Origin of the sequence: Paracoccus sp. UBA5162 (genome assembly GCF_002413585.1) — a bacterium.
Classification (GTDB): Bacteria; Pseudomonadota; Alphaproteobacteria; order Rhodobacterales; family Rhodobacteraceae; genus Paracoccus.
Window position 1 is genome coordinate 82,853 of the sequence record NZ_DHXG01000077.1, and the last position, 19,179, is coordinate 102,031.

Annotated in this window: 18 protein-coding genes; 16 read left to right on the forward strand and 2 right to left on the reverse strand. The window is 65.3% G+C overall.

Going from position 1 to position 19,179, the window contains the following annotated elements; translation table 11 throughout:
- The first annotated feature begins 210 nt into the window (after window positions 1-210).
- From B4A72_RS12305 to B4A72_RS12380, 16 genes are all read left to right on the forward strand, one after another.
- Window positions 211-1,407 carry an MFS transporter gene (locus B4A72_RS12305; protein ID WP_292978716.1) on the forward strand — a complete coding sequence of 399 codons (1,197 nt, stop codon included), beginning with the start codon at window positions 211-213 and terminating at the stop codon, window positions 1,405-1,407.
- Between the two features lie 2 nt (window positions 1,408-1,409).
- Entirely contained in the window at window positions 1,410-2,582 is a 1,173-nt protein-coding gene (locus B4A72_RS12310; RefSeq protein ID WP_292978718.1) for a thiolase family protein, read from the forward strand.
- Window positions 2,579-2,962 (forward strand): Zn-ribbon domain-containing OB-fold protein, encoded by a 384-nt coding sequence (locus B4A72_RS12315; protein ID WP_292978720.1) that lies wholly within the window; start codon window positions 2,579-2,581, stop codon window positions 2,960-2,962. Before B4A72_RS12310 ends, B4A72_RS12315 begins: the two co-directional genes overlap by 4 nt.
- A complete protein-coding gene (locus tag B4A72_RS12320) occupies window positions 2,955-4,601 on the forward strand; it encodes an AMP-binding protein (RefSeq protein ID WP_292978722.1) in 1,647 nt (548 codons plus the stop codon). Before B4A72_RS12315 ends, B4A72_RS12320 begins: the two co-directional genes overlap by 8 nt.
- 50 nt (window positions 4,602-4,651) lie before the next feature.
- Entirely contained in the window at window positions 4,652-5,488 is an 837-nt protein-coding gene (locus tag B4A72_RS12325; protein ID WP_292978724.1) for a sugar phosphate isomerase/epimerase family protein, read from the forward strand.
- Window positions 5,485-6,030: a DAK2 domain-containing protein gene (locus B4A72_RS12330; protein WP_292956530.1), complete on the forward strand. Its 546-nt coding sequence runs from the start codon at window positions 5,485-5,487 to the stop codon at window positions 6,028-6,030. The genes B4A72_RS12325 and B4A72_RS12330 overlap by 4 nt, the downstream gene beginning before the upstream one ends.
- Window positions 6,027-7,058 carry a dihydroxyacetone kinase subunit DhaK gene (locus tag B4A72_RS12335; RefSeq protein ID WP_292956527.1) on the forward strand — a complete coding sequence of 344 codons (1,032 nt, stop codon included), beginning with the start codon at window positions 6,027-6,029 and terminating at the stop codon, window positions 7,056-7,058. The genes B4A72_RS12330 and B4A72_RS12335 overlap by 4 nt, the downstream gene beginning before the upstream one ends.
- On the forward strand, window positions 7,055-7,975 hold the full coding sequence (locus B4A72_RS12340; RefSeq protein WP_292956524.1) for a tagatose 1,6-diphosphate aldolase: 921 nt from the start codon (window positions 7,055-7,057) through the stop codon (window positions 7,973-7,975). Before B4A72_RS12335 ends, B4A72_RS12340 begins: the two co-directional genes overlap by 4 nt.
- Window positions 7,972-9,444 carry an aldehyde dehydrogenase family protein gene (locus tag B4A72_RS12345; RefSeq protein ID WP_292956521.1) on the forward strand — a complete coding sequence of 491 codons (1,473 nt, stop codon included), beginning with the start codon at window positions 7,972-7,974 and terminating at the stop codon, window positions 9,442-9,444. The genes B4A72_RS12340 and B4A72_RS12345 overlap by 4 nt, the downstream gene beginning before the upstream one ends.
- Window positions 9,445-9,493: 49 nt before the next feature.
- The gene (locus B4A72_RS12350; RefSeq protein ID WP_292956518.1) at window positions 9,494-10,231 is read left to right on the forward strand and encodes a GntR family transcriptional regulator; all 738 of its coding nucleotides are present in this window, start codon (window positions 9,494-9,496) and stop codon (window positions 10,229-10,231) included.
- The gene (locus tag B4A72_RS12355; RefSeq protein WP_292956515.1) at window positions 10,231-11,652 is read left to right on the forward strand and encodes an L-fucose/L-arabinose isomerase family protein; all 1,422 of its coding nucleotides are present in this window, start codon (window positions 10,231-10,233) and stop codon (window positions 11,650-11,652) included. The genes B4A72_RS12350 and B4A72_RS12355 overlap by 1 nt, the downstream gene beginning before the upstream one ends.
- A gap of 113 nt (window positions 11,653-11,765) precedes the next feature.
- Window positions 11,766-12,806 (forward strand): ABC transporter ATP-binding protein, encoded by a 1,041-nt coding sequence (locus B4A72_RS12360; protein WP_292956512.1) that lies wholly within the window; start codon window positions 11,766-11,768, stop codon window positions 12,804-12,806.
- Between the two features lie 40 nt (window positions 12,807-12,846).
- On the forward strand, window positions 12,847-14,199 hold the full coding sequence (locus tag B4A72_RS12365) for an ABC transporter substrate-binding protein (protein ID WP_292978726.1): 1,353 nt from the start codon (window positions 12,847-12,849) through the stop codon (window positions 14,197-14,199).
- Window positions 14,200-14,289: 90 nt separating this feature from the next.
- Window positions 14,290-15,165: an ABC transporter permease gene (locus B4A72_RS12370; RefSeq protein ID WP_292956506.1), complete on the forward strand. Its 876-nt coding sequence runs from the start codon at window positions 14,290-14,292 to the stop codon at window positions 15,163-15,165.
- 1 nt (window position 15,166) lies between these two features.
- The gene (locus B4A72_RS12375; RefSeq protein WP_292956503.1) at window positions 15,167-16,027 is read left to right on the forward strand and encodes an ABC transporter permease; all 861 of its coding nucleotides are present in this window, start codon (window positions 15,167-15,169) and stop codon (window positions 16,025-16,027) included.
- Between the two features lie 12 nt (window positions 16,028-16,039).
- Window positions 16,040-17,149, forward strand: a complete 1,110-nt coding sequence (locus B4A72_RS12380; protein ID WP_292956500.1) for a nucleoside hydrolase — start codon at window positions 16,040-16,042, stop codon at window positions 17,147-17,149.
- A gap of 82 nt (window positions 17,150-17,231) precedes the next feature.
- Here B4A72_RS12380 and B4A72_RS12385 read toward each other — a convergent pair whose 3' ends face one another.
- Both B4A72_RS12385 and B4A72_RS12390 read right to left on the reverse strand, forming a co-directional pair.
- Window positions 17,232-18,014 carry an enoyl-CoA hydratase gene (locus tag B4A72_RS12385; protein ID WP_292956497.1) on the reverse strand — a complete coding sequence of 261 codons (783 nt, stop codon included), beginning with the start codon at window positions 18,012-18,014 and terminating at the stop codon, window positions 17,232-17,234.
- Window positions 18,007-19,176 carry a CaiB/BaiF CoA transferase family protein gene (locus B4A72_RS12390; RefSeq protein WP_292956494.1) on the reverse strand — a complete coding sequence of 390 codons (1,170 nt, stop codon included), beginning with the start codon at window positions 19,174-19,176 and terminating at the stop codon, window positions 18,007-18,009. The genes B4A72_RS12385 and B4A72_RS12390 overlap by 8 nt, the downstream gene beginning before the upstream one ends.
- Window positions 19,177-19,179: the final 3 nt, after the last annotated feature.

Sequence of the window (19,179 nt, forward strand, 5' to 3'; positions counted from 1 at the left end):
GGACGGCCGGTAGCGCCAGCGATCCGATGCCGCCGCAGCACCGCGAACTGCCGGGAATGCGCTTGGGCGACAGGGCCTCGACAGGGACCTCAGCATCGCCGGAGCCCGCTTGCGCGCGCCTGCTTGAAGGCGGCACCGACGCGATCCATTCTTGCCTTCTCACGTCAAATGTCTTAGATAATTTGTATTAACAAATTTTCCGGAGCTGGCGTGTCCCTTCCACCATCCAAGGCCATGGCCCGGATCGAGCCCGCATTGACGCGGGGACGGGCCAGTCTGGTCGGGCGTCATGCGGTCGCGCAGCTGATGCTGTGGTCGGGGCTTTACTACCTTTTTCCAGCACTGACGGGGCGTATCCTGGCCGAGACGGGGTGGTCGGCAAGCATCCTCACCGCGTCCTATACGGCCGGTTTCCTGCTCTGGGCGTTTTCCTCGCCGCTGGTGGGTCGGACGATCGACATCGGTCATGGAATAGTGGCGATGCGCTGCGGAGCGCTGGTCGGTGCCAGCCTGCTCGTGGCCATGTCGCAAGCACAGACGCTTGCCGTTTTTGCCCCGCTGATGGTGCTGCTGGGGGCGTCGATGGCAGCCACCCTCTATGATCCGTGCTTCGCCATCCTGCTGCGTCGGTTCGGCGCCTCCGCAGCCAGTCCGGTCGCGACCGTGACCCTGGTGGCCGGGTTCGCCACGCTTCTGACCTTTCCGATGGTGGGGTGGCTGCTGCAAGTCACGGACTGGCGCACGGTAATGCTTGCCGCTGCGGCCCTGGTCCTGGCTGCGGCGGTGCTGATACCGTCCGAAGGCGCGGCCCGCCCGGCGGACCGGTCGCGCCATGACATGCCCCGCGGTCGCGCCTCGCCGACGGTGCTGCTGATCGGGCTGTCCTTCGCCACGCTGATGTTCAGCCACGCGGCCCTGCTGTTCATCCTGCCCCTGCATCTGCGAAAACTGCCCGAAACCGCCGATTTCGCGCTGATCCTTCCGGCGCTGCTGGGCCCTGCGCAGATTTTCGGACGGCTGGTCTGCGCGCCACTGATCCGGCTTTTCGATCCTGTTCTGCTGGCGCGCAGCGTTTTTGGCGTGATGCTGTTGCCGCCGCTCGCGCTGCTCGTCGTGCCCTATCAGGCGACAACCATCCTGCCGATCCTGCTGCTTCAGGGGGCGGGCTACGGGATGCATACGATTCTGCGGCCGGTTCTGACGCGGAACCATGTGCCGCCGTTCAGGCTGGGCCGCGATCTGGGCCTGATCGCCATGATCGGGCTGGTGATGATGGCGCTTGGACCGGCGGCCGGCGGGGTCGTATGGCAAGGGGCGGGCTTTCAGGTTCTGGCGTGGCTGTTGCTGGCGATGAATCTGGTCGGTGTCCTGCTGTTGTTCCCGCTTCCGCGACGGGCAGAGCGGTGACGATGGCAAACGAAATCGGCATGGTGGTCGCAGGCGGGGCGCTGACCCGGTTCGGCCGCCGCAAGGATGGCAGCAGCTTTCGCGACTGGGCGCGGCAGGCTTTCGCGGCGGCCCTGCGCGATGCGGGCCTGCAGCGCCGCGATATCGACGCGCTGATCGTCGCCTCGGAAAGCGATTTCCTTACCCTGCAACTGAACCCCGCCAGCCTCTTGGCGGATGAGCTGGGTCTTTTCGGTATCCGCGTGATGCGGGCAGAGGGCGGCGGCGCGTCGGGCCAGGTTGCTGTCCAGGCCGGGGCGGCGCTGGTCTCCTCGGGTCAGGCGCGGCGCGTGGCCGTGCTGGGATTGGAGCCTGCGGCCGCCCATCTTTCGGGCGCGGATGTCGCCGCGCTTTATTCTCTGTCCTTCGACGCCTGGACAGACGGCATGACGGGGATCGATTCAACCTCGATCTATGCCATGTCGGCCCTGGCCTTCATGCGCCGCACGGATGCAACCGTCAGCGATTTTGCCCGCGTCGCGGTGCGAAACAGGCAGAATGCGCGGCACAATCCCAATGCGCATCTGCCGCTGGACATCGCGCCGGAGGATGTCGCGGCATCGACGATGATCGCCGCGCCCTATCGGCGGCTGGACTGCTCTCCCCTCAGCGATGGGGCAGCCTGCGTGATCCTGTCTCAGCCCGGCAACCTGCCGGGAACCGGCAAGGGCCGCGCCCGGCTCGTCGGCATGGGTTCGGCCAATGACCGGGTTCGCCTGGCCGAACGCGCCGATCCGGGCACATTCGCCGCCAAGCGCCTGGCCGCTCAGCAGGCCTATTCGCACGCCGGGATCACACCGGCGCAGATCGGGCTGGCCGAGGTCTATGACAGCTATTCCGGCGCGCAGCTGCAAGCGCTGGAGGCGTTGGGCCTGGCGGATGACGTCGTTGCCGCAGAACGACGCGGCGTGTTCGACGCGACGGGCACGGTGCCGACCAATCTGTCGGGCGGCCTGCTTGGGCAGGGGGCGCCGGTGGGCGCGACCGGCGTGGCGCAAATCGTGTCCTGCGCGCACCAGCTGGAGGGGCGCTATGCGGGTCTCGGGCCGCGGATTACCCCGCGTTTCGCGCTGGCCGATACCCATGGCGGCATCGCGACCTTGTGCGCCGTGACCATTCTGGGAGGCGTGGAATGAGATTTTCGATAGCCCTGGACTACACGCTGCCCGAGGGCGGGATGGCCCCGTATTTCGACGCATTGCGTGCCGGCGTCGCCCTGGCGTCGCGTTGCAAGGGATGCGGACGGATCAGCTTTCCGCCGCGGCTGGTTTGCGCGGAGTGCGGTGCAGAGGCGCATGACTGGGCGCGTCTGTCCGGTCGCGCCCGCGTGGTTCTGCGCACCGACGCCCTGGCGGCGGCCTTTGCGCTGGCGCGGTTCGAGGGTGCGGATGGCACGACGACGGTCGCCCTGGGCAATCCCGAGGCAAGGGGCGAAACGGGACAGCTGATGGCGCCGAACGGGCCTCGGCCCGGCCTTTGGCTGCGGCTGAATGAACGGGAGACGGACCATGCTTGAGACCTGGACAGAGGCGCAACTTGCCGAGATCGGGCTGCGCCGTGACGGCGAGGCCGTGACGATCGACATTCCGGCGGATGCAAACATCTTTTCCATGACGCTGGGCCGGCAGCTGGGACCGGAGGGCGCGGACAGGCCGGCCATGCTGTTCGAACGGCCGGACGGCCGCCTTGAAACCTGGAGCTTCGCCCAGATCGACGCGGCCGCAACGACCCTTGCCGCGCATCTGCGAGGACTGGGTTATGGCCGCGGCGATCTGGTCGGTCTTCATACCGGGATGCGCCCCGAAACGGCCATCGGGCATATGGCCGTGTGCAAGCTGGGCGGAACGGCGGTGACGCTGTCGCAGCTTTACGGGTCGGATGCCCTGGCCCATGCGCTGAATGATTGCGAGGCGCGCTGTCTTCTGACCACCGAAGCCGCCTGGGCCAACCTGCGGGACGAAGCAGGGCGGTTCGGGTATCTGACCGATATCCTCGTCTCCGAAAGCGCGGGGACGGAGCCCGATCTGCGGGCCATTCTGGACAGCGCCGCCCCGCCCGGATTCGAACCGGACTATACCGGGCCCGATGATCCCGCCTTGCTGATGTATACGTCGGGGTCGACCGGGATGCCCAAGGGCATCCTGCACGGGCACCGGATCCTGGCCGCCTATCGCCCCTCGATCAACCTGTTCTACAACCTGTCGTTGCAGGACGCGGACGCGGTGTTCTGGTCGCCCTCGGATTGGGCATGGGTCGGCGGCTTGCTGGACATGATGATGCCCGCATGGCTGGCCGGGCGGCCGATCGTCACCTCGGAAGCGCGCTTCACGGCAGAATGGGCCTATGAATTCATGGCCCGCCACAAGGTGACGCATGTCTTCCTGGCGCCCACGGCGGTCAAGCGTCTGGCGCAGACGGCCCAGCCGCGCGACAGCCATGATCTGTCGCTGCGGGTGATCTGCACCGGGGGCGAGGCCCTGGCGGCGGATACCCTCGTCTGGGCCGAGGACAGGCTGGGCGTGGTCTGCAACGAGTTCTACGGCATGACCGAGGTGAACCATCTGATCGGCAATTGTTCGCGGCTTTATCCGCGAAGACCCGGATCCATGGGCGTGGCCTATCCCGGCCACGACGTGCGGCTGGTCGATGCCGAAGGAATCGAGGTGGCGGACGGAGAGCCGGGCGAAATCGTGACGCCTGCGACATCGCCGACGCGATTTCTTGGCTATCTGAACAATGCCGGGAAAGAGGCCGAATTGCGGCTGGGCGACTGGCTGCGCACCCATGATCTGGCGGTGCGCGATGCGGACGGGTATTTCTGGTACAAGGGCCGGTCGGACGACCTGATCAAATCGTCGGGATTCCGCATCGGCCCGACCGAGATCGAGGAATGCCTGCTGTCACACCCCGCCGTGGCCGAAGCCGGCGTGATCGGCAAGCCGGATGCCCAGCGTGGCACGATCGTCAAGGCCTTCGTGCGTCTGGCCTCGGGATTCATCGGCGATGCGTCGCTGACCGAGGAATTGCGCGCCCATGTCCGCAACAAGCTCGCATCCTACAAGGCGCCACGAGAGATCGACTATGTGGACGAATTCCCGATGACCTCGTCGGGCAAGATCAACCGAAAGGCCCTGCGGCAGGCAGAAGGTAATTGACCTGACTAATTTGTATCTACTAATATGTAGAGGCAAGCGAGGGATGGCAGATGAAATTCGGCGTTCATGCGGGATTGTGGATGAAAGCGTGGCAGGACGACCCCTTGCCGATTCTCGACATCGCGGCCGATCTGGGCTTTGACGGGGTCGAGCTTTCGTTGCTGGGGATCGGAATGGACCGCGCCAGCGGCATCGGCAAGGCTGCCGCCGCACGCGGGCTGGACCTGACCTGTTCGACCGGCCTGGGCGCCGAGGCTGACCCGACATCGCCGCAGGTCGCCGTGCGCGAACGGGCCGTTGCCGTCCTGACCGAGGCCGTCGAAATCACCGCTGCCCTGGGGGCAAGATCGCTGGCCGGTGTCGTTGCCGCGCCATGGGGCGTCTTTGCGCCGGGCGATTCGGATCGGGCCGACCGATCGGCACGGACCCTGGCCCGGATCGAACCGGTGCTTGCGCAGAATGGCGTGACCCTGGGGATCGAGGCCGTGAACCGGTTCGAAACCGATCTGACCAGCACCGCCGCCGATGCCACGGCGATTGCCCGCGCCACCGGGGCCGCGCATGTGGGCGTTCTGCTGGATACGTTTCACATGAACATCGAGGAGAAGGATCCGGCCGCCGCGATCCGCGCCACCGGCGACGCCCTGGTGCATTTTCATGTCTCGGACAACGACAGGGGTGTGCCGGGCTCGGGTCATTTCGATTTTGAACATTGTGCCACGGCGCTGTCGGATATCGGCTATGACGGCTGGATCACCGCGGAAATGTTCGTGATGCCGTCCAACCCGAACAGCGCGGATGTGAAGGTCTGGCGCGCGATCGAGCCCGACCCGACCGAGGCCGCGCGGCAGACGCTGGACTTCATGCAGCGGGTCTTTGCGCGATGACCGGGCCCGAATTCTTCTTGGCGCTTCAGGCCCGGATCGCGGTCCATGCCGATGCGCTGAACCGGCTGGATGCAGCCTTGGGAGACGGCGATCATGGCGCGACCATGCTGCGCGGCCTGACCCGCGCGGCGCAGGCCGACAGGGGCGCGCAGGCCAAGGCGTTCATGCGGGCGTCGGGTGGTGCATCGGGGACGTTGTTCGGGCTGATCCTGATCGAGATCGAACGGCATCTGAACGAAAACGCCGCGTTGGGCGAGGGCCTGCAACGCGCCTGCGAGCGGATCAAGGATCTGGGTCAGGTGACCACGGGCGACAAGAGCATGATCGACGCGCTGGCGCCGGCGGCGCACGCGCTGGCGGAGGGCACGGTGCAGGATGCCGTCGATGCCGCCGTCGCCGGTCGCGACCGCACCCGCGACCTGAGCGCACGCAGGGGCCGCGCGCAATATGTCGAGAATGGCGGACGCGGCCATGTCGATCCCGGCGCGGTGTCGGTCGTGATCATCCTTGAAACCCTGGCAGGCAAGGAAAGCGCGCTGTGAAAAAGCTGATGAACGCGGCGGAAAGCATCGTCGACGACATGATCGACGGCTATGTGTCGGCTTTCGAACAGGTCGTCCGGGGCCATCAGGATCCCCGCATCGTGGTGCGGGCGAAGGGCCGCAAGGATCCCGATCGAAAGGTGACGCTGCTGATCGGCAATGGCTCGGGGCACGAACCGATTGCCATGGGGTTCGTCGGGGCGGGCCTTCTGGATGCCAATGTGGTCGGCGACGTGTTCGCCGCGCCCTCGGCCGATCTGATCCTTGACGGCATCCGCGAGGTATCGGGCAAGGCGGGCTGCATCCTTCTGATCTCGCAGCATTCCGGCGACATGATCAACGGCCGCGCGGCAGTGATGCTGGCCGAGGAAGAGCGGCTGAGGGTCCGCGCCCTGCCCATGTATGACGACATCTCGTCCGCACCGCGCGACCGCATCCAGGATCGTCGCGGCGCCCCCGGCACCATGTTCATCTACAAGATCCTCGGCGCCGCGGCCGAGGCAGGAATGCCGCTGGACGATTTGATGACCTTGGGCCGGGCCGTCCGCGCGCGCACCGTGACCCTGGCCGCGGCGCTGTCGCCGGGCATCTCGCCGCTGACCGGCCAGCCGATGTTCGACCTGCCCGACGACGAAATCTATCTGGGCATGGGGGTGCATGGCGAACCGGGGATCGGGCGGACGGGGGTCGGCCCGGTGCGCGATCTTGTCACGCTGATCGTCGACAAGCTGCTGGGGGATTACCCGATCGCGTCAGGCGGACAGGCCGCCGTGATCGTCAATGGCATGGGCGGCACCACGCTGATGGAGCTTCTGACCGTCTGGAACGAGACCCGACACGCGCTGGCCGCGCGCGGCATCGCGGCGGTCGCGCCCATGATCGGATCCTTCGTGACGACGCAGGAAATGGGCGGCTTTTCGATTTCGCTGCTCGAGCCTGCGGGCGACATGCTGCGGCTGTGGACCGCGCCCTCGGATACGCCGTTCTTTCCGTCCATCCGGCATGCTGAAAAGGAGAAAAGCCAGTGACCCGTTCCGAACCACTGAGCATGCGTCCGATCCGCGGAGTTGCCGTCGATCAGGGCAGCGGGCTGGCCCGGATGCTGCGCCAGGCACGCGGTGCCAAGGCCGGGAAAGGCGACCTGTTGCTGTTCAAGCGACTGGTGGCCGAGCAGCTCAGCCCCGAGGCCAGCACCTTGCTGGTCGATGCGAATTACGGTCGCGAATTGCTGCCCTCGATCGCGCCGGGCTGTGAAAGCATGCTGGCCTACGAGGCCGATGTCTATCGCATCGCGGACGAGGACCGGATGACGGTTCTGCCCGAAGACCTCAGGATCGCGGATTATCCGGGGCTGGGGGTCCGGGTGCTGAAGTTCTTTCTGTATTTTGCCCCCAACGACCCGACCCCGATCAATGCGCAGAAATTCGAACGGGTGCGCCGGATCGGCGCGGAATGCCGCGAACACGGCATCACCTTCCTGTTCGAGCCGATCGTCTATGACCGCGCCGTGCCCGACGAGGACGGCGCGGAATTCGCCCGGCTGAAGCCCCGACTCGTGACCGAGGCGACCCGGCTTTTCGCCGCGCCGGAATTCGGGATCGATATCCTCAAGGTCCAGATTCCGCTGAACCTGTCCCATGTCGAGGGTTTCGGCACCCCGACGATGACCCGCCCCGAGGCCGCCGCCGCCCTGCGCCACGCCGCCGAGGCCGCCGGGGACATTCCGCTTTTGTATCTGTCCGCAGGGGTCACGTTCGAACGGTTCGAATCCTCGCTGAAGCTGGCTGTCGAATCGGGCGCGGGATTCGCCGGTTTCATGTGCGGTCGCGCGATCTGGAACGACGCCATCGCCATCTTCGGCAATGACGGACCCACCGCCGCCGAAGCCTGGCTTGCCGATGAAGGTCGCCGTCGTCTGGCACGCCTCTCCGAGGCCGTCGCATGAACCTGATCCCCCGCCTTCCCGCGGTCCGGACCTTCCTGTCGCGCGTTCAACCCCTGCGTATCGACGGGGCCGAGGTCGCGGGCTCGTCCGAACTTGATGTGTTCGACCCGTCAAGCGGGGCGGTCTTGTGCCGGATCGCGTCGGCGGAGCCCGCGCAGATCGACATGGCGGTGGCTGCCGCGCGCGCCGCGCTTGGAGGGCCGTGGACGCGACTGACGCCGCATGATCGCGGGCGGCTGATCTGGAAACTGGCCGACGCGATCGAGGAGCGCAAGGATGTCTTCGGTCAGCTTGACGCGCTGGACAATGGCAAGCCCTTCGCGATCGCGCGCGATGTCGACGCGGTCTGGTCGGCGCGGCATTTCCGCTATTTCGCGGGCTGGCCCGACAAGATCGAAGGCGCCACGATCCCCGTATCCACCCCCAGTCGCCGGAACCACACGCGGATCGAGCCGATGGGCGTCTGCGGGCTGATCACACCTTGGAACTACCCGACGCTGATGGTCGCGTGGAAGCTGGCCCCGGCCCTGGCGACGGGCAACACCATCGTGTTGAAGCCCGCCGAACAAACCCCGCTCAGCGCCCTGTATCTGGCCGATCTGGCACTGGAGGTCGGGTTTCCGCCCGGTGTGCTGAACGTCGTTCCGGGATCGGGCCGCGATGCCGGCGCCGCGCTTGCGTCACATCCCGGCGTCGACAAGATCGGGTTTACGGGATCGACGGCAACCGGGCGCGAGATCGTCAGGGCTTCGGCAGGGAACCTCAAGAAGGTCTCGCTTGAACTGGGTGGCAAGGCCGCCAACATCATCTTCGCCGACGCGGATCTGGAACTTGCGATCCCGGGCGCGTTCTGGGCCCTTTTCGGCAATAACGGTCAATCCTGCACCGCCGGCGCCCGGCTGTTCGTGCATCGCAGCCTGCATGATCGGGTGCTGGAGGGGCTGCGCAAGCTGGCTGACGGGCTGTCGATCGGGCCGGGGATGGATGCCAGGGGCCACGATCTTGGACCGGTGATTTCGCGTCCGCAGATGGACAAGGTTCTGGGCTATATCGCCGATGGGCGCGATGCCGGCGCCGAATGCGTGGCCGGTGGCGCGCGGCGGGGCGACGCCGGATGGTTCGTGCAGCCCACGATCCTGACCGGGGTTCGCGACGATATGCGCATTGCGCGCGAGGAAATCTTTGGCCCGGTCCTGTCTGTCCTGACCTTCGATGACGAGGACGAGGTGCTGGCCCGTGCGAACGATACCGAATATGGCCTTGCGGCGGGTTGCTGGACGCGGGACGCTGGACGTGTGGCAAGAATGGGCGCGGGCCTGCATGCCGGAACGGTCTGGATCAATTGCTGGGGCGATACCGACGCGGCCTCGCCCTTTGGCGGCATGGGCCAAAGCGGATATGGCCGCGAGATGGGGCGCGACGCACTGGCGCTTTACAGCCAGACGAAATCGGTTTGGCAAGGCGTGTAGCCGCGACGGTGCAACGGAAAGTGCTGCCATCGCAAGGAGAGGATGACACATGGCCGAGCAGAATGTGCCGCGATATCAGACCATCCACGAAGAGATACTGGCACGGTTGAAGCAGGGGCTGTATTCGGTCGGCACACGGTTGCCCTCGGAAGAAGCGCTTGCGAAATCATTCGGTGTCAGTCGGGTGACGGTGCGCCGCTCGCTCGAGATGTTGGTCAGCGCGGGTTACCTGATTTCACGGCAAGGCAGCGGCTACACGGTCAGCACCCTGTCGCCGCCATCGACGACCTGCCTGATCTCGTTTACCGATGCGATCCTGAAAAGCGGCCGCGTGCCGGGTGCGCGACTGATCGGGATCGACCGCTTCGACGGCGACGCGCCCGCGACGGTGCAGGCCCTGTTCGACGAGCCGGTCGTCCGGATCCAGCGGCTGCGCATGGTGGACGGGCAACCGCGGATGCTTGTGAACACCTGGGTGCCGACCCGCCTGGTGCCGGATTTGTCCGATGCGGATTTCCCCGAGGATGGGCCGAACCAGTCGATCCTGCGGATCCTGGTCCGGCGCTTCGGCCTGGAATGGGGCAGCGCATGCGAGACGATCCGCCCCCAGCTGGCCTCGGACGAAGTGGCCAGGCTGTTGGGCCTGGCCCCGAACACGCCGATCCTGGCGCAGGCATGTTCGGCCCTGGACGACAGCGGCGCGCCGGTTTTCTATGACGAAGTATATCGCGATTCCCCGATCACCTACGAACTGGTCGGCGCGTCGCGGCGGGAAAGGTCCGAATGATGAACGTCCGGTTTCGCATCGGCCTGATCAACGCTTCCCTGCCCAGCTATTTCCCCCGGCGACACGGTGTCTTTGAAGCAGCCGAGAAGATGCTGGCCGATCTGACCGCCGATCTGGGCATCGGCCTGGTCAGTGCCCCGGACCTGCCGATGGACGCCCGCGCGGCGCAGCAGGCGGTCGATCATTGCCGTGCCGAAGGCGCGGGATTCATCCTGTTGCTGCATGGCGGGTTCACCATGGGCGATGTCGCGCGCCAGATCGCGGCATCGGATCTTCCCATGGGCGTCTGGGCCACGCCCGAACCGAGCCACGAAGGCGATATCCAGCTGAACAGTTTCGTGTCGCTGAACATGACGATGTCGATTGCCCGTGGGGTGCGTGATCTGCGCCATGCCCCGGTGCAGTGGTATTTCGGCGCCCCCTCGGACGCGGCACTTCGGGCCCGGCTGCGGCAGACCCTGATGGCGGTCAGGACGGCTCACGGACTGAAGGGCTCGCATGTCGGGCTTGTCGGCGGGCTGGCGCCGACATTCTACAACATGGATGTGTCGCAGGCCGGGCTGATGTCGGCGCTTGGTGTGGCGTTCGCGCATGTCGACATGCACGAGATGACCGGGCGGATGGATGCCGCCGATGCCGCAGAAGTCGGCGCGGAGGTGGCTGACATGGCAGCCGCGGCCGAGATTCGCGGCGTGTCCGACGACCAGATGGCGCTGACGGCACGGGCGGCGCTGGCGCTGCGCGCGATCGCGGGCGATCACGGATTTGACGCGCTGGCGGTTTCGGACTGGCCCGCATTGCAACAAGCCCCGGGAATGCATCCGGGTGCGGCGTTCAGCTGGATCGAGGAACAGGACAACCTGCCCGTCGCCTCGGAAGGGGACGTGATGGGCGCGGTGACGCAGATGGCGGTCCGGGAGATGACCGGGCGGGTCGGCTGCCTGTTGGACATGACCTCGCCGCAGATGGACCGCGACCGGATCCTGATGTGGCATGGCGGGGGCGGACCGCTATACATGGCGCGGGATCGCGCAGCATGGATCAACCACCCGATGATCGGACGCGGCACCGCCGAGGGGCCGAGATTTGGCGCGATAGCCGACTTCGAGTTCGGCGAAGGGCCGCAGACGGTTCTGCGCCTCGCGCGCGATGGCGATGCGTTCTTCGCCATCGAGGGCGATGTCGTCCGCGCCGAGGAAAGCGGCTTCACCGGATGTCGGGGCTGGGTCAGCAACTTTTCGGACCGCTCGGGCGGGGCAAGCGCCGCATCCGTCGTGACCAGCGTGATGGAACACGGGCTGGAACATCATTTCGTCATGGTGCCCGGCCGCTGGCGCGATGCGTTCGAAGAATTCGGCGGCTGGTCCGGCATGAAGCGGCTGGCGCTGATTGCGCCCCATGCGGGACTGGCCGATCGATAGGCGCGATCGCACAGATATCCGTTGACAGATCGGGCGCTTACCGCATAAATTTGTATCTACAAATTTGACCGCAGCAATTTTGGTCCGGACGGGGGTCAGACGACGTGACACAAGTGCAGCTCAGGTCCATCAGCAAGCGGTTCGGCGGGTTCACCGCGATCGAGAATATCGATCTGGATATCCGGTCCGGAGAGCTGGTCGCGCTGCTGGGTCCATCCGGTTGCGGCAAGACGACGACGTTGCGGATGATCGCCGGACTGGAAAATCCGACCACCGGCGAAATCCATTTCGACGATCGCGATGTTTCGGATTTGCGGGTGCAGGACCGCAATGTCGGCATGGTGTTTCAACGCTATGCGCTGTTTCCGCATATGACTGTGGAAAAGAATATCGCCTTCGGCCTGTCGGTGCGCGGAACACCCAGATCCGAGATCAGCGATCGCCTGGACGAGATCATCGACGTGGTTCAACTGGGCCCGTTCCGGCAACGCTTTCCGGCGCAATTGTCCGGCGGGCAGATGCAGCGGGTCGCGATCGCGCGGACGCTGATCACCAAACCTTCCGTGCTGATGATGGACGAACCCCTGGCAAACCTGGACACCAAGCTGCGCGGCGAAATGCGCCGGTTCATCCGAACCCTGCAGCAGCGACTGGGAATCACCACGATCTTCGTGACCCATGATCAGGTCGAGGCGATGGAACTGGCCGACCGGATTGCGGTGATTTTCAACGGCCATCTGGCGCAGTTCGGCCCGCCCGAGGATCTTTACCGGCAACCGGTATCGGTGGACGTCGCCGATTTCATGGGCGCGTCGAACATCTTTCCCGGCACCATGACCGGCACGGACGCGGTAAAGACGGGCTTTGGCACGCTCAGCGTGGTCGCGCAACCGGGGATGGCCGATGGCAGCCGCGTTCACGCCATGCTGCGCAACGAGGGCATCGACATTCATCCCGCCAATGTCGAAGGCGGCGACGACATGGTGGCCGGCCGGATCGCGGCACGGGATTTCTTCGGGGCCACGGTGAATTACGTGGTCGAATGCGGCGCCGAGCGGATCATCGTGAACGAACAATCGCGAAGGCTGCTGGATGTCGGCATGGAAGTCCGGCTGGATATTCCGGCCGAGCGGGTCTGGCTGATGGCCGGCTAGAAACGGCATCCAGCGGAATTCTTTTTGGGAGGAGAGGAAGATGCGTCACTTACTGTTGACCGGCCTGACGGCCGGGTTGGTGCTGACGGGGGGGGCGGCCATGGCCATCGACCCCGAAGGCGAAGCATTCCAGAAAAGCTTTCTTGCCGGCGATCTGAGCTGGGAGGAAGTCCAGGCCCGCGCCCGCGAGGAAGGCCAGGTCAACCTGTATTACTGGGGCGGCAACGACAATCTGAATGTCTGGATGGACAGCGTCGTGGCCCCGGCGATGGCCGGCGAAGGCATCACGCTGAACGCCGTTCGGATCACCGGCACCAAGGATGCGGTCGATCTGGTTCTGGCCGAGAAGAACGCCGGCAAGATGGCCGGCGCGGGCAGCGTCGATGCGATCTGGCTGAACGGCGAGAATTTCAGCACGCTGAAGCGTCAGGACGCGCTGTTCGGCGCCTTTGCCCGGAAACTGCCGAATGCCGAGTTCATCGAATGGGACGAAAGCGATCCCCGGTCGCTGTTGAACCTGCGCGATTTCGGCGTTCCGACCGAGGGCAAGGAGATGCCCTGGTCCGGCGAACAATATGTCTGTGCCGTCAACGCCGACCGAGTTCCCGAGGCAGATCGCCCCAGGACGTTCGAGGCGCTGCGCACCTATCTTGAGGGCAACCCGGGCAAGTTCATCTACACCAAGCCGCCAGATTATGAGGGCAACACTTTCGTTCAATCGGTGGTCTATGCGTTCAACCCCGATGGTAACGGCGCCGAGCCATTCCAGCAATCGCTTGACGAACTGGGGGCCGAGGAACTGGCGCGCCTGATCGAGCCGGGCATGAAATTCCTCAAGGATCTTCAACCGCTGCTGCTGGGCGGCGAAAGCGGCCGGCCCCGGTATCCCGAGGATGCGGCGTCGCTGAACGGATTGTTCCTGAACGGCGAAGTCAACTTCAACTGCAAGTTCGGCCTCTATGCCGTCGCCGTCGGCCTGTCCACCGGCACCTATCCCGAAGCGGCCGAACAGATGATCTTTCCCGAAGGCGGGATGATCAAGAACAAGAACTATCTCGCGGTGCCCAGCAACACGCCCAACCCGGCGGCGGCGATGGTCTTCGTCAATTACATGACCTCGCCCGAGGCGCAGACCTCGAAGCTGCAATTCGCGGGAATGCCGGCGGGCATCGACGGCTGGAAACTGTCCGATGAACAGGCCGCAGCCCTGGCCGAGGCGTCGCCCGGCACCGTGGGCGTGACGCAAAAGGAACTGGACGCGAACGTGACGCCCGATACCAATGCCACCCTGGTCGATGTGATCGAGGCGACCTGGCTGGAATATATCGAACGCGACAGCCAGGCACCGATCGCCGATATCGTCACCCGCGCCGCCGGCAATCTGTCGAAGTGACCGCATGCCGCCGCCGGGCCATTCCCGGCGGCGGCACGACATCCCGATGCGAGGGCGCCGATGAACAGGCACATCAGAAGAATGCGCAGCATGCGGCGTGAACGGCTGTTTCTTGCCCTGCAGATGACGCCGATCATGGTGGTCCTTTTCCTGCTGTTCGGCGGTGCGCTGGTTCTGGCAATCGTGCAGTCGCTTGGCTATGCGCCCTGGTTCGGCGTCAACACCTTTCCCGACCTGTCTTATTTCCGGGCGCTGTGGTCGTCGCCGTCCTTCTGGCAGTCTCTGGGGCTGACCATGTATTACGCCACGGTGTCGACCTTTCTTGCGCTCGTGGGCGGCATCCTTCTTGCGCTGGCGCTTATCAAGACCTTTCCCGGAAAGACCCTCTACAAGTATCTCTACAAGCTGCCGCTGATGATCCCCTACACGGTCGGGATCGCGCTGGCGGTGCTGATGCTCGGCAATGGCGGCGTGCTGTCGCGCTTTGCGGCGCTGTTCGGGCTGATCGACGATCCGGGCCAGTTTCCGCAGATCCTCAAGACCCATTATGGCTGGGGCATCATCGCCGTCTATGTCTGGAAACAGCTGCCCTTCATCACCCTTGCGATCTATGCGGTGCTGCTTGGCATCGGCCGCGAAACCGAAGAGGCCGCGGCGATCCTGGGTGCGAAGCGACGCACCATCTTCTTCCGGGTGACCCTGCCGCAGATCCTGCCCGGCATCGTGTCGTCCACGCTGATCTGCTTTGCCTTCAACGTGGGCGCGTTCGAGGCGCCGTTCATCCTGGGCGGCGGCTTTCCCGATACGCTTCCGGTGGTGGCCTGGCGCTATTTCAACGACGCCGACTATACGCTGCAGCTGCAGGGGATGGCGACGGTGGTGTCGATCGGGCTGATCGCCGGGGTGATCCTGTTCGGCTATCTCGCGGCGTATCGACGGTTCGAAAAACGGATGGGACGGAACTGACATGGCCCGCAGAAGCACCGAAAGCCTGGCATCTCGCCTGTCGCCGTTCCAGAAGTTCTATCTGATCATCGTCGCCGGTTTCGTTCTGGGCCCTTTCATTCCCCTGATCATCCAGAGCCTTGCCTTCCGGTGGGCCTGGCCCGACATGCTGCCCGGCACCTGGTGGCTGGAGCAGCGCGGCAAATCCATGATGCCGCTGGCCTGGGATTATGTCCTGTCGCCCTACAGCCGCATCTGGGAAGCAACGTTGAACACCGTGGGCATCGGACTGGCCGTGACCGTGATCTGCCTTGCGATCAGCCTGCCGGCGGCACGGGTGCTGGCCCGCGAACGGTTCCGCGGCAAAAGCGCGTTCGAGTTCTTCCTGTCGATGCCGCTGATCGTGCCCGAGGCCGCCATCGGCATCGCGCTGCTGATGATGTTCATCCGGCTGGACCTGGCGGGCAGCTATTTCGGCATCATCATCGCGCACCTGATTCCCACGATCCCCTACATGGTCCGCATGCTGACCGCCGTCTATCAGGGGCTGGGACGCGATTTCGAGGAACAGGCGATCATCCTCGGGGCCAGCCGCTGGCAGGTGCTGCGTCTTGTGACGCTGCCGATGCTGCTGCCCGGCGTGGTGGCCGGGGCGCTGTTCACCTTTCTCGTCTCGACCAACATCTTCCTGCTGACCTTCTTTCTGGGTCAGGGCAAGATCATCACCCTGCCGACGCTGCTGTTCTCGAAGATCGCGGGCGGCACGCTGGATGCATCGGCGGCAGGGATCACCCTCATCGTCACCTTGCCGGGGATCATCCTTCTGATCATCTCGGAGCGCTTCATCAAGGAAGAGGCGTTCGGCAAGGGGTTCGGCAATTAAGGAGCCCGTCACATGACCATCCCCGAACAGGTGCTTGCCCGTTTCCCGCGGCTGGACCCCGATTTCGTCAAGGCGCGCCTGCAACGGCCAGAGAATCCGGCGCGGGTGATCATCGACACCGACACCGCCAACGAGATCGACGATCAATATGCGCTGGCCTGGGCGCTGTTGTCGCCCGACCGGCTGAAGCTGGAGGGCGTGACCGCCGAACCCTATTCCTTCGCGCATCATCGCGAGGGCATGCTGCGCAGCGTCCGGATCCTGAAGCGCGGCGGGCCGGGCAATGCCGAGGAAGAAAAGTTCATGGGCGGCTTCGCCGGCTGGGCGCAACGCATCGTCGAGACAGGCACCGACCCTGAATCCATCAAGTTCGTGCTGCCCGACGAGGGCGCCGAACAATCCTATCACGAGATCATCCGGGTGTTCGGCCATTGCGGCGTCGATCCCGACGGCATGGTCCATCGCGGATCGCCGGCCTATCTGGACGATTTCGACAGCCCGCTGGACACCGAGGCGGCACGATTCATCATCGACCGCGCACGTGCCGCACCCGACGAGCCGCTGTATATCCTTGCGATGGGCGCGCTGACCAACATTGCCTCGGCCCTGTTGATGGCGCCCGACATCATCAACACCATCGTCGTGGTCTGGACGGCGTCCTTCCCGTCCTACGCGCCGTTCTGCAACGCACCGTCGCTGAACCTCGTGCAGGACAGGCTGTCCTCGCGGCTGCTGTTCGATTGTGGCGTGCCGCATGTCTATCTGCCGGGATACCATGTCGGCGCGCAGCTTCGGATATCACTGCCCGAGATGGAACGGTTCGTGAAGGGCAAAGGGTCGATCGGCGACTATCTGCACCATCTTTACACCCACAACCCGCTGCACGAGAAATACGTCATCACCGAACCCGAGACGAAGACCTGGGTTCTGTGGGACATCATCAATGTCGCATGGCTGTTCGACGCAACCTACGTCTCGACGCACATGACCCGTTCGCCAGTCCTGGATCCCGAACTGTACTGGCAGCATCCCGCGGGTCGCCACCCGATGCTGGAAGCCTATGACGTCAACCGCGATGCGATCTTCGAAGACTTCTACAGGGCGCTTGAGCGCGCGCCCTGACGGATCGGGATCCTTCACGGTTCGGCGCCGCGTCCCTGGTTGCGCGACGGGCAGCAATTTGCCAGGTTCAACGCCCGGTGCCCTAGGTCCCGCTCCATTCCGGTTTGCGCTTGGCCAGAAACGCGCCGACGCCCTCGCGGAAGTCGCGGCTGCCATAGATGCGCGCGATCACGTCGCGGTCATCGGGGGCGGCATCGGCCAGCCTTCCGAACAGGTCGCGGCAGGCGGCGACGGTCAGCGGCGCGGCCTCGGTCAGCCGGCGGATCTGGCGGTCGGCCTCGGCCTCGATCCGGTCGGGCGGCACGCAGGCGCCGGAGAATCCCAGACGGTGGACCGTCTCGCCGTCCAGAAACTCCGACAGCAGCAGCATCCGACGCACCGGACCATCGCCGAAGGCACGGACAAGCCGGGCGATATTGGCGGCCGACAGCGTGTTGCCGACCGTGCGGGCGATCGGCACGCCGAATTTCGCCTCGGGCGTGACGATCCGCAGATCGCAGGCGGCTGCGATGGCCAGCCCGCCGCCGACGGCCGCGCCCTCGATCACCGCCAAGGTCGGCGCGGGCAGATGCGTCAGCCGGGCCAGCGTGGCATCGATCCGGTCTTCGTAGGCGACGCCGTCCGCGCCGCCATCGAAGGCGGTGAATTCGGAAATGTCGGTGCCGGCGACAAAGGCCCCGCCCGCGCCGCGAAAGACGATGACGCGCAGATCGTCGCGGGCCTCCAGCTGGTCGCAGACCTCGCCCAGCCGCGCATACATTGCGAAGGTCATCGCGTTGCGGGCGGCGGGCCGGTCAAAGGTGACATGCGCGACCGGGCCCTCGATGCGCAGATGGACATCGCCTTTTCCGGCGGCATCAGCCATTGGCGACCTCGATCCCCAGTTCGCGCAGCAATTCGGCGCGGTGTTCGTCCAGCAGTGGCGGATGGCGGCGCACCCGCTGGGGCGTGCCACGCAGCTTGACCGGAAAGCCGATATTCCTCACCTCGCCTTCGATCGGGTGGTTGATCGGCATGACCATGTCGCGCGCGTCGGCATGTTCGTTGCCCAGAGCCTCGGCGTAATCGAGGATCGGGCCGGCGGGAATCCCTGCATCCAGCAGCGCCTGCACCCATTCCTGGCGCGTGCGCGTCACCAGCGTCGTTTCCAGATCCGCGATCAGCGCATCGCGGTTCTTCATCCGCAGCGCGTTCGTCGCGTAATCGGGGTGGTCCGTCAGATCCTCGCGGCCCATCGTCTCGCAGAGGCGGCGATACAGGCGGTCGTTGTTGGCGCCCAGCACGAAATGGCCATCCTTGGCGCGGACCGCCTGATAGGGCGCGGCCATGCGGTTGGCGGTGCCGATCCGTCCGGGGACGATGCCGGTGCCCCAGTAATCGCAGATGTCCCAGACGGCAAAGGACAGCCCGGCCTCGTAGAGCGAGGCGTCGATGAACTGCCCCTCGCCCGTCTTCTGCTTGCCGATATGGGCGGCGAGGATCGCGTAGACGGTGAACAGCGAACAGCCGATATCGGCCAGCGGCCCGCCCGATTTCGCGGGCGGGCCATCGGGATGGCCGGTGATCGACATGATCCCGGATGCCGCCTGCGCCATCAGGTCGAAACCCGGCCGCTGCGACCACGGCCCGGTCTGCCCGAAGCCCGAGATGCTGGCATAGATGATGCCCGGATTGATCGCCGCCACCGTGTCGTAATCGATGCCCAGCCTCTTCACGACGCCGGGTCGATAATTCTCGACGATCACGTCGGCGGTCTTGGCCAGTTCCAGAAAGATCCGCCGATCCTCGTCGGATTTCAGGTCCAGCGCGATGGACCGCTTGTTGCGGTTCATGTTCAGGAAACCCAGGCTGTCATCGCCCTTCAGCCTGAATCCCATCGCGCTGCGGGTCTGATCGCCACTGGGGGGTTCCACCTTGATCACATCGGCGCCCAGGTCGCCCAGCAACATGCAGCAGAATGGCCCGGCCATGACCTGGCTGACATCCAGAACCCGGATTCCCTCCAGCGGCAGCGGTTTGTCGGACATGGC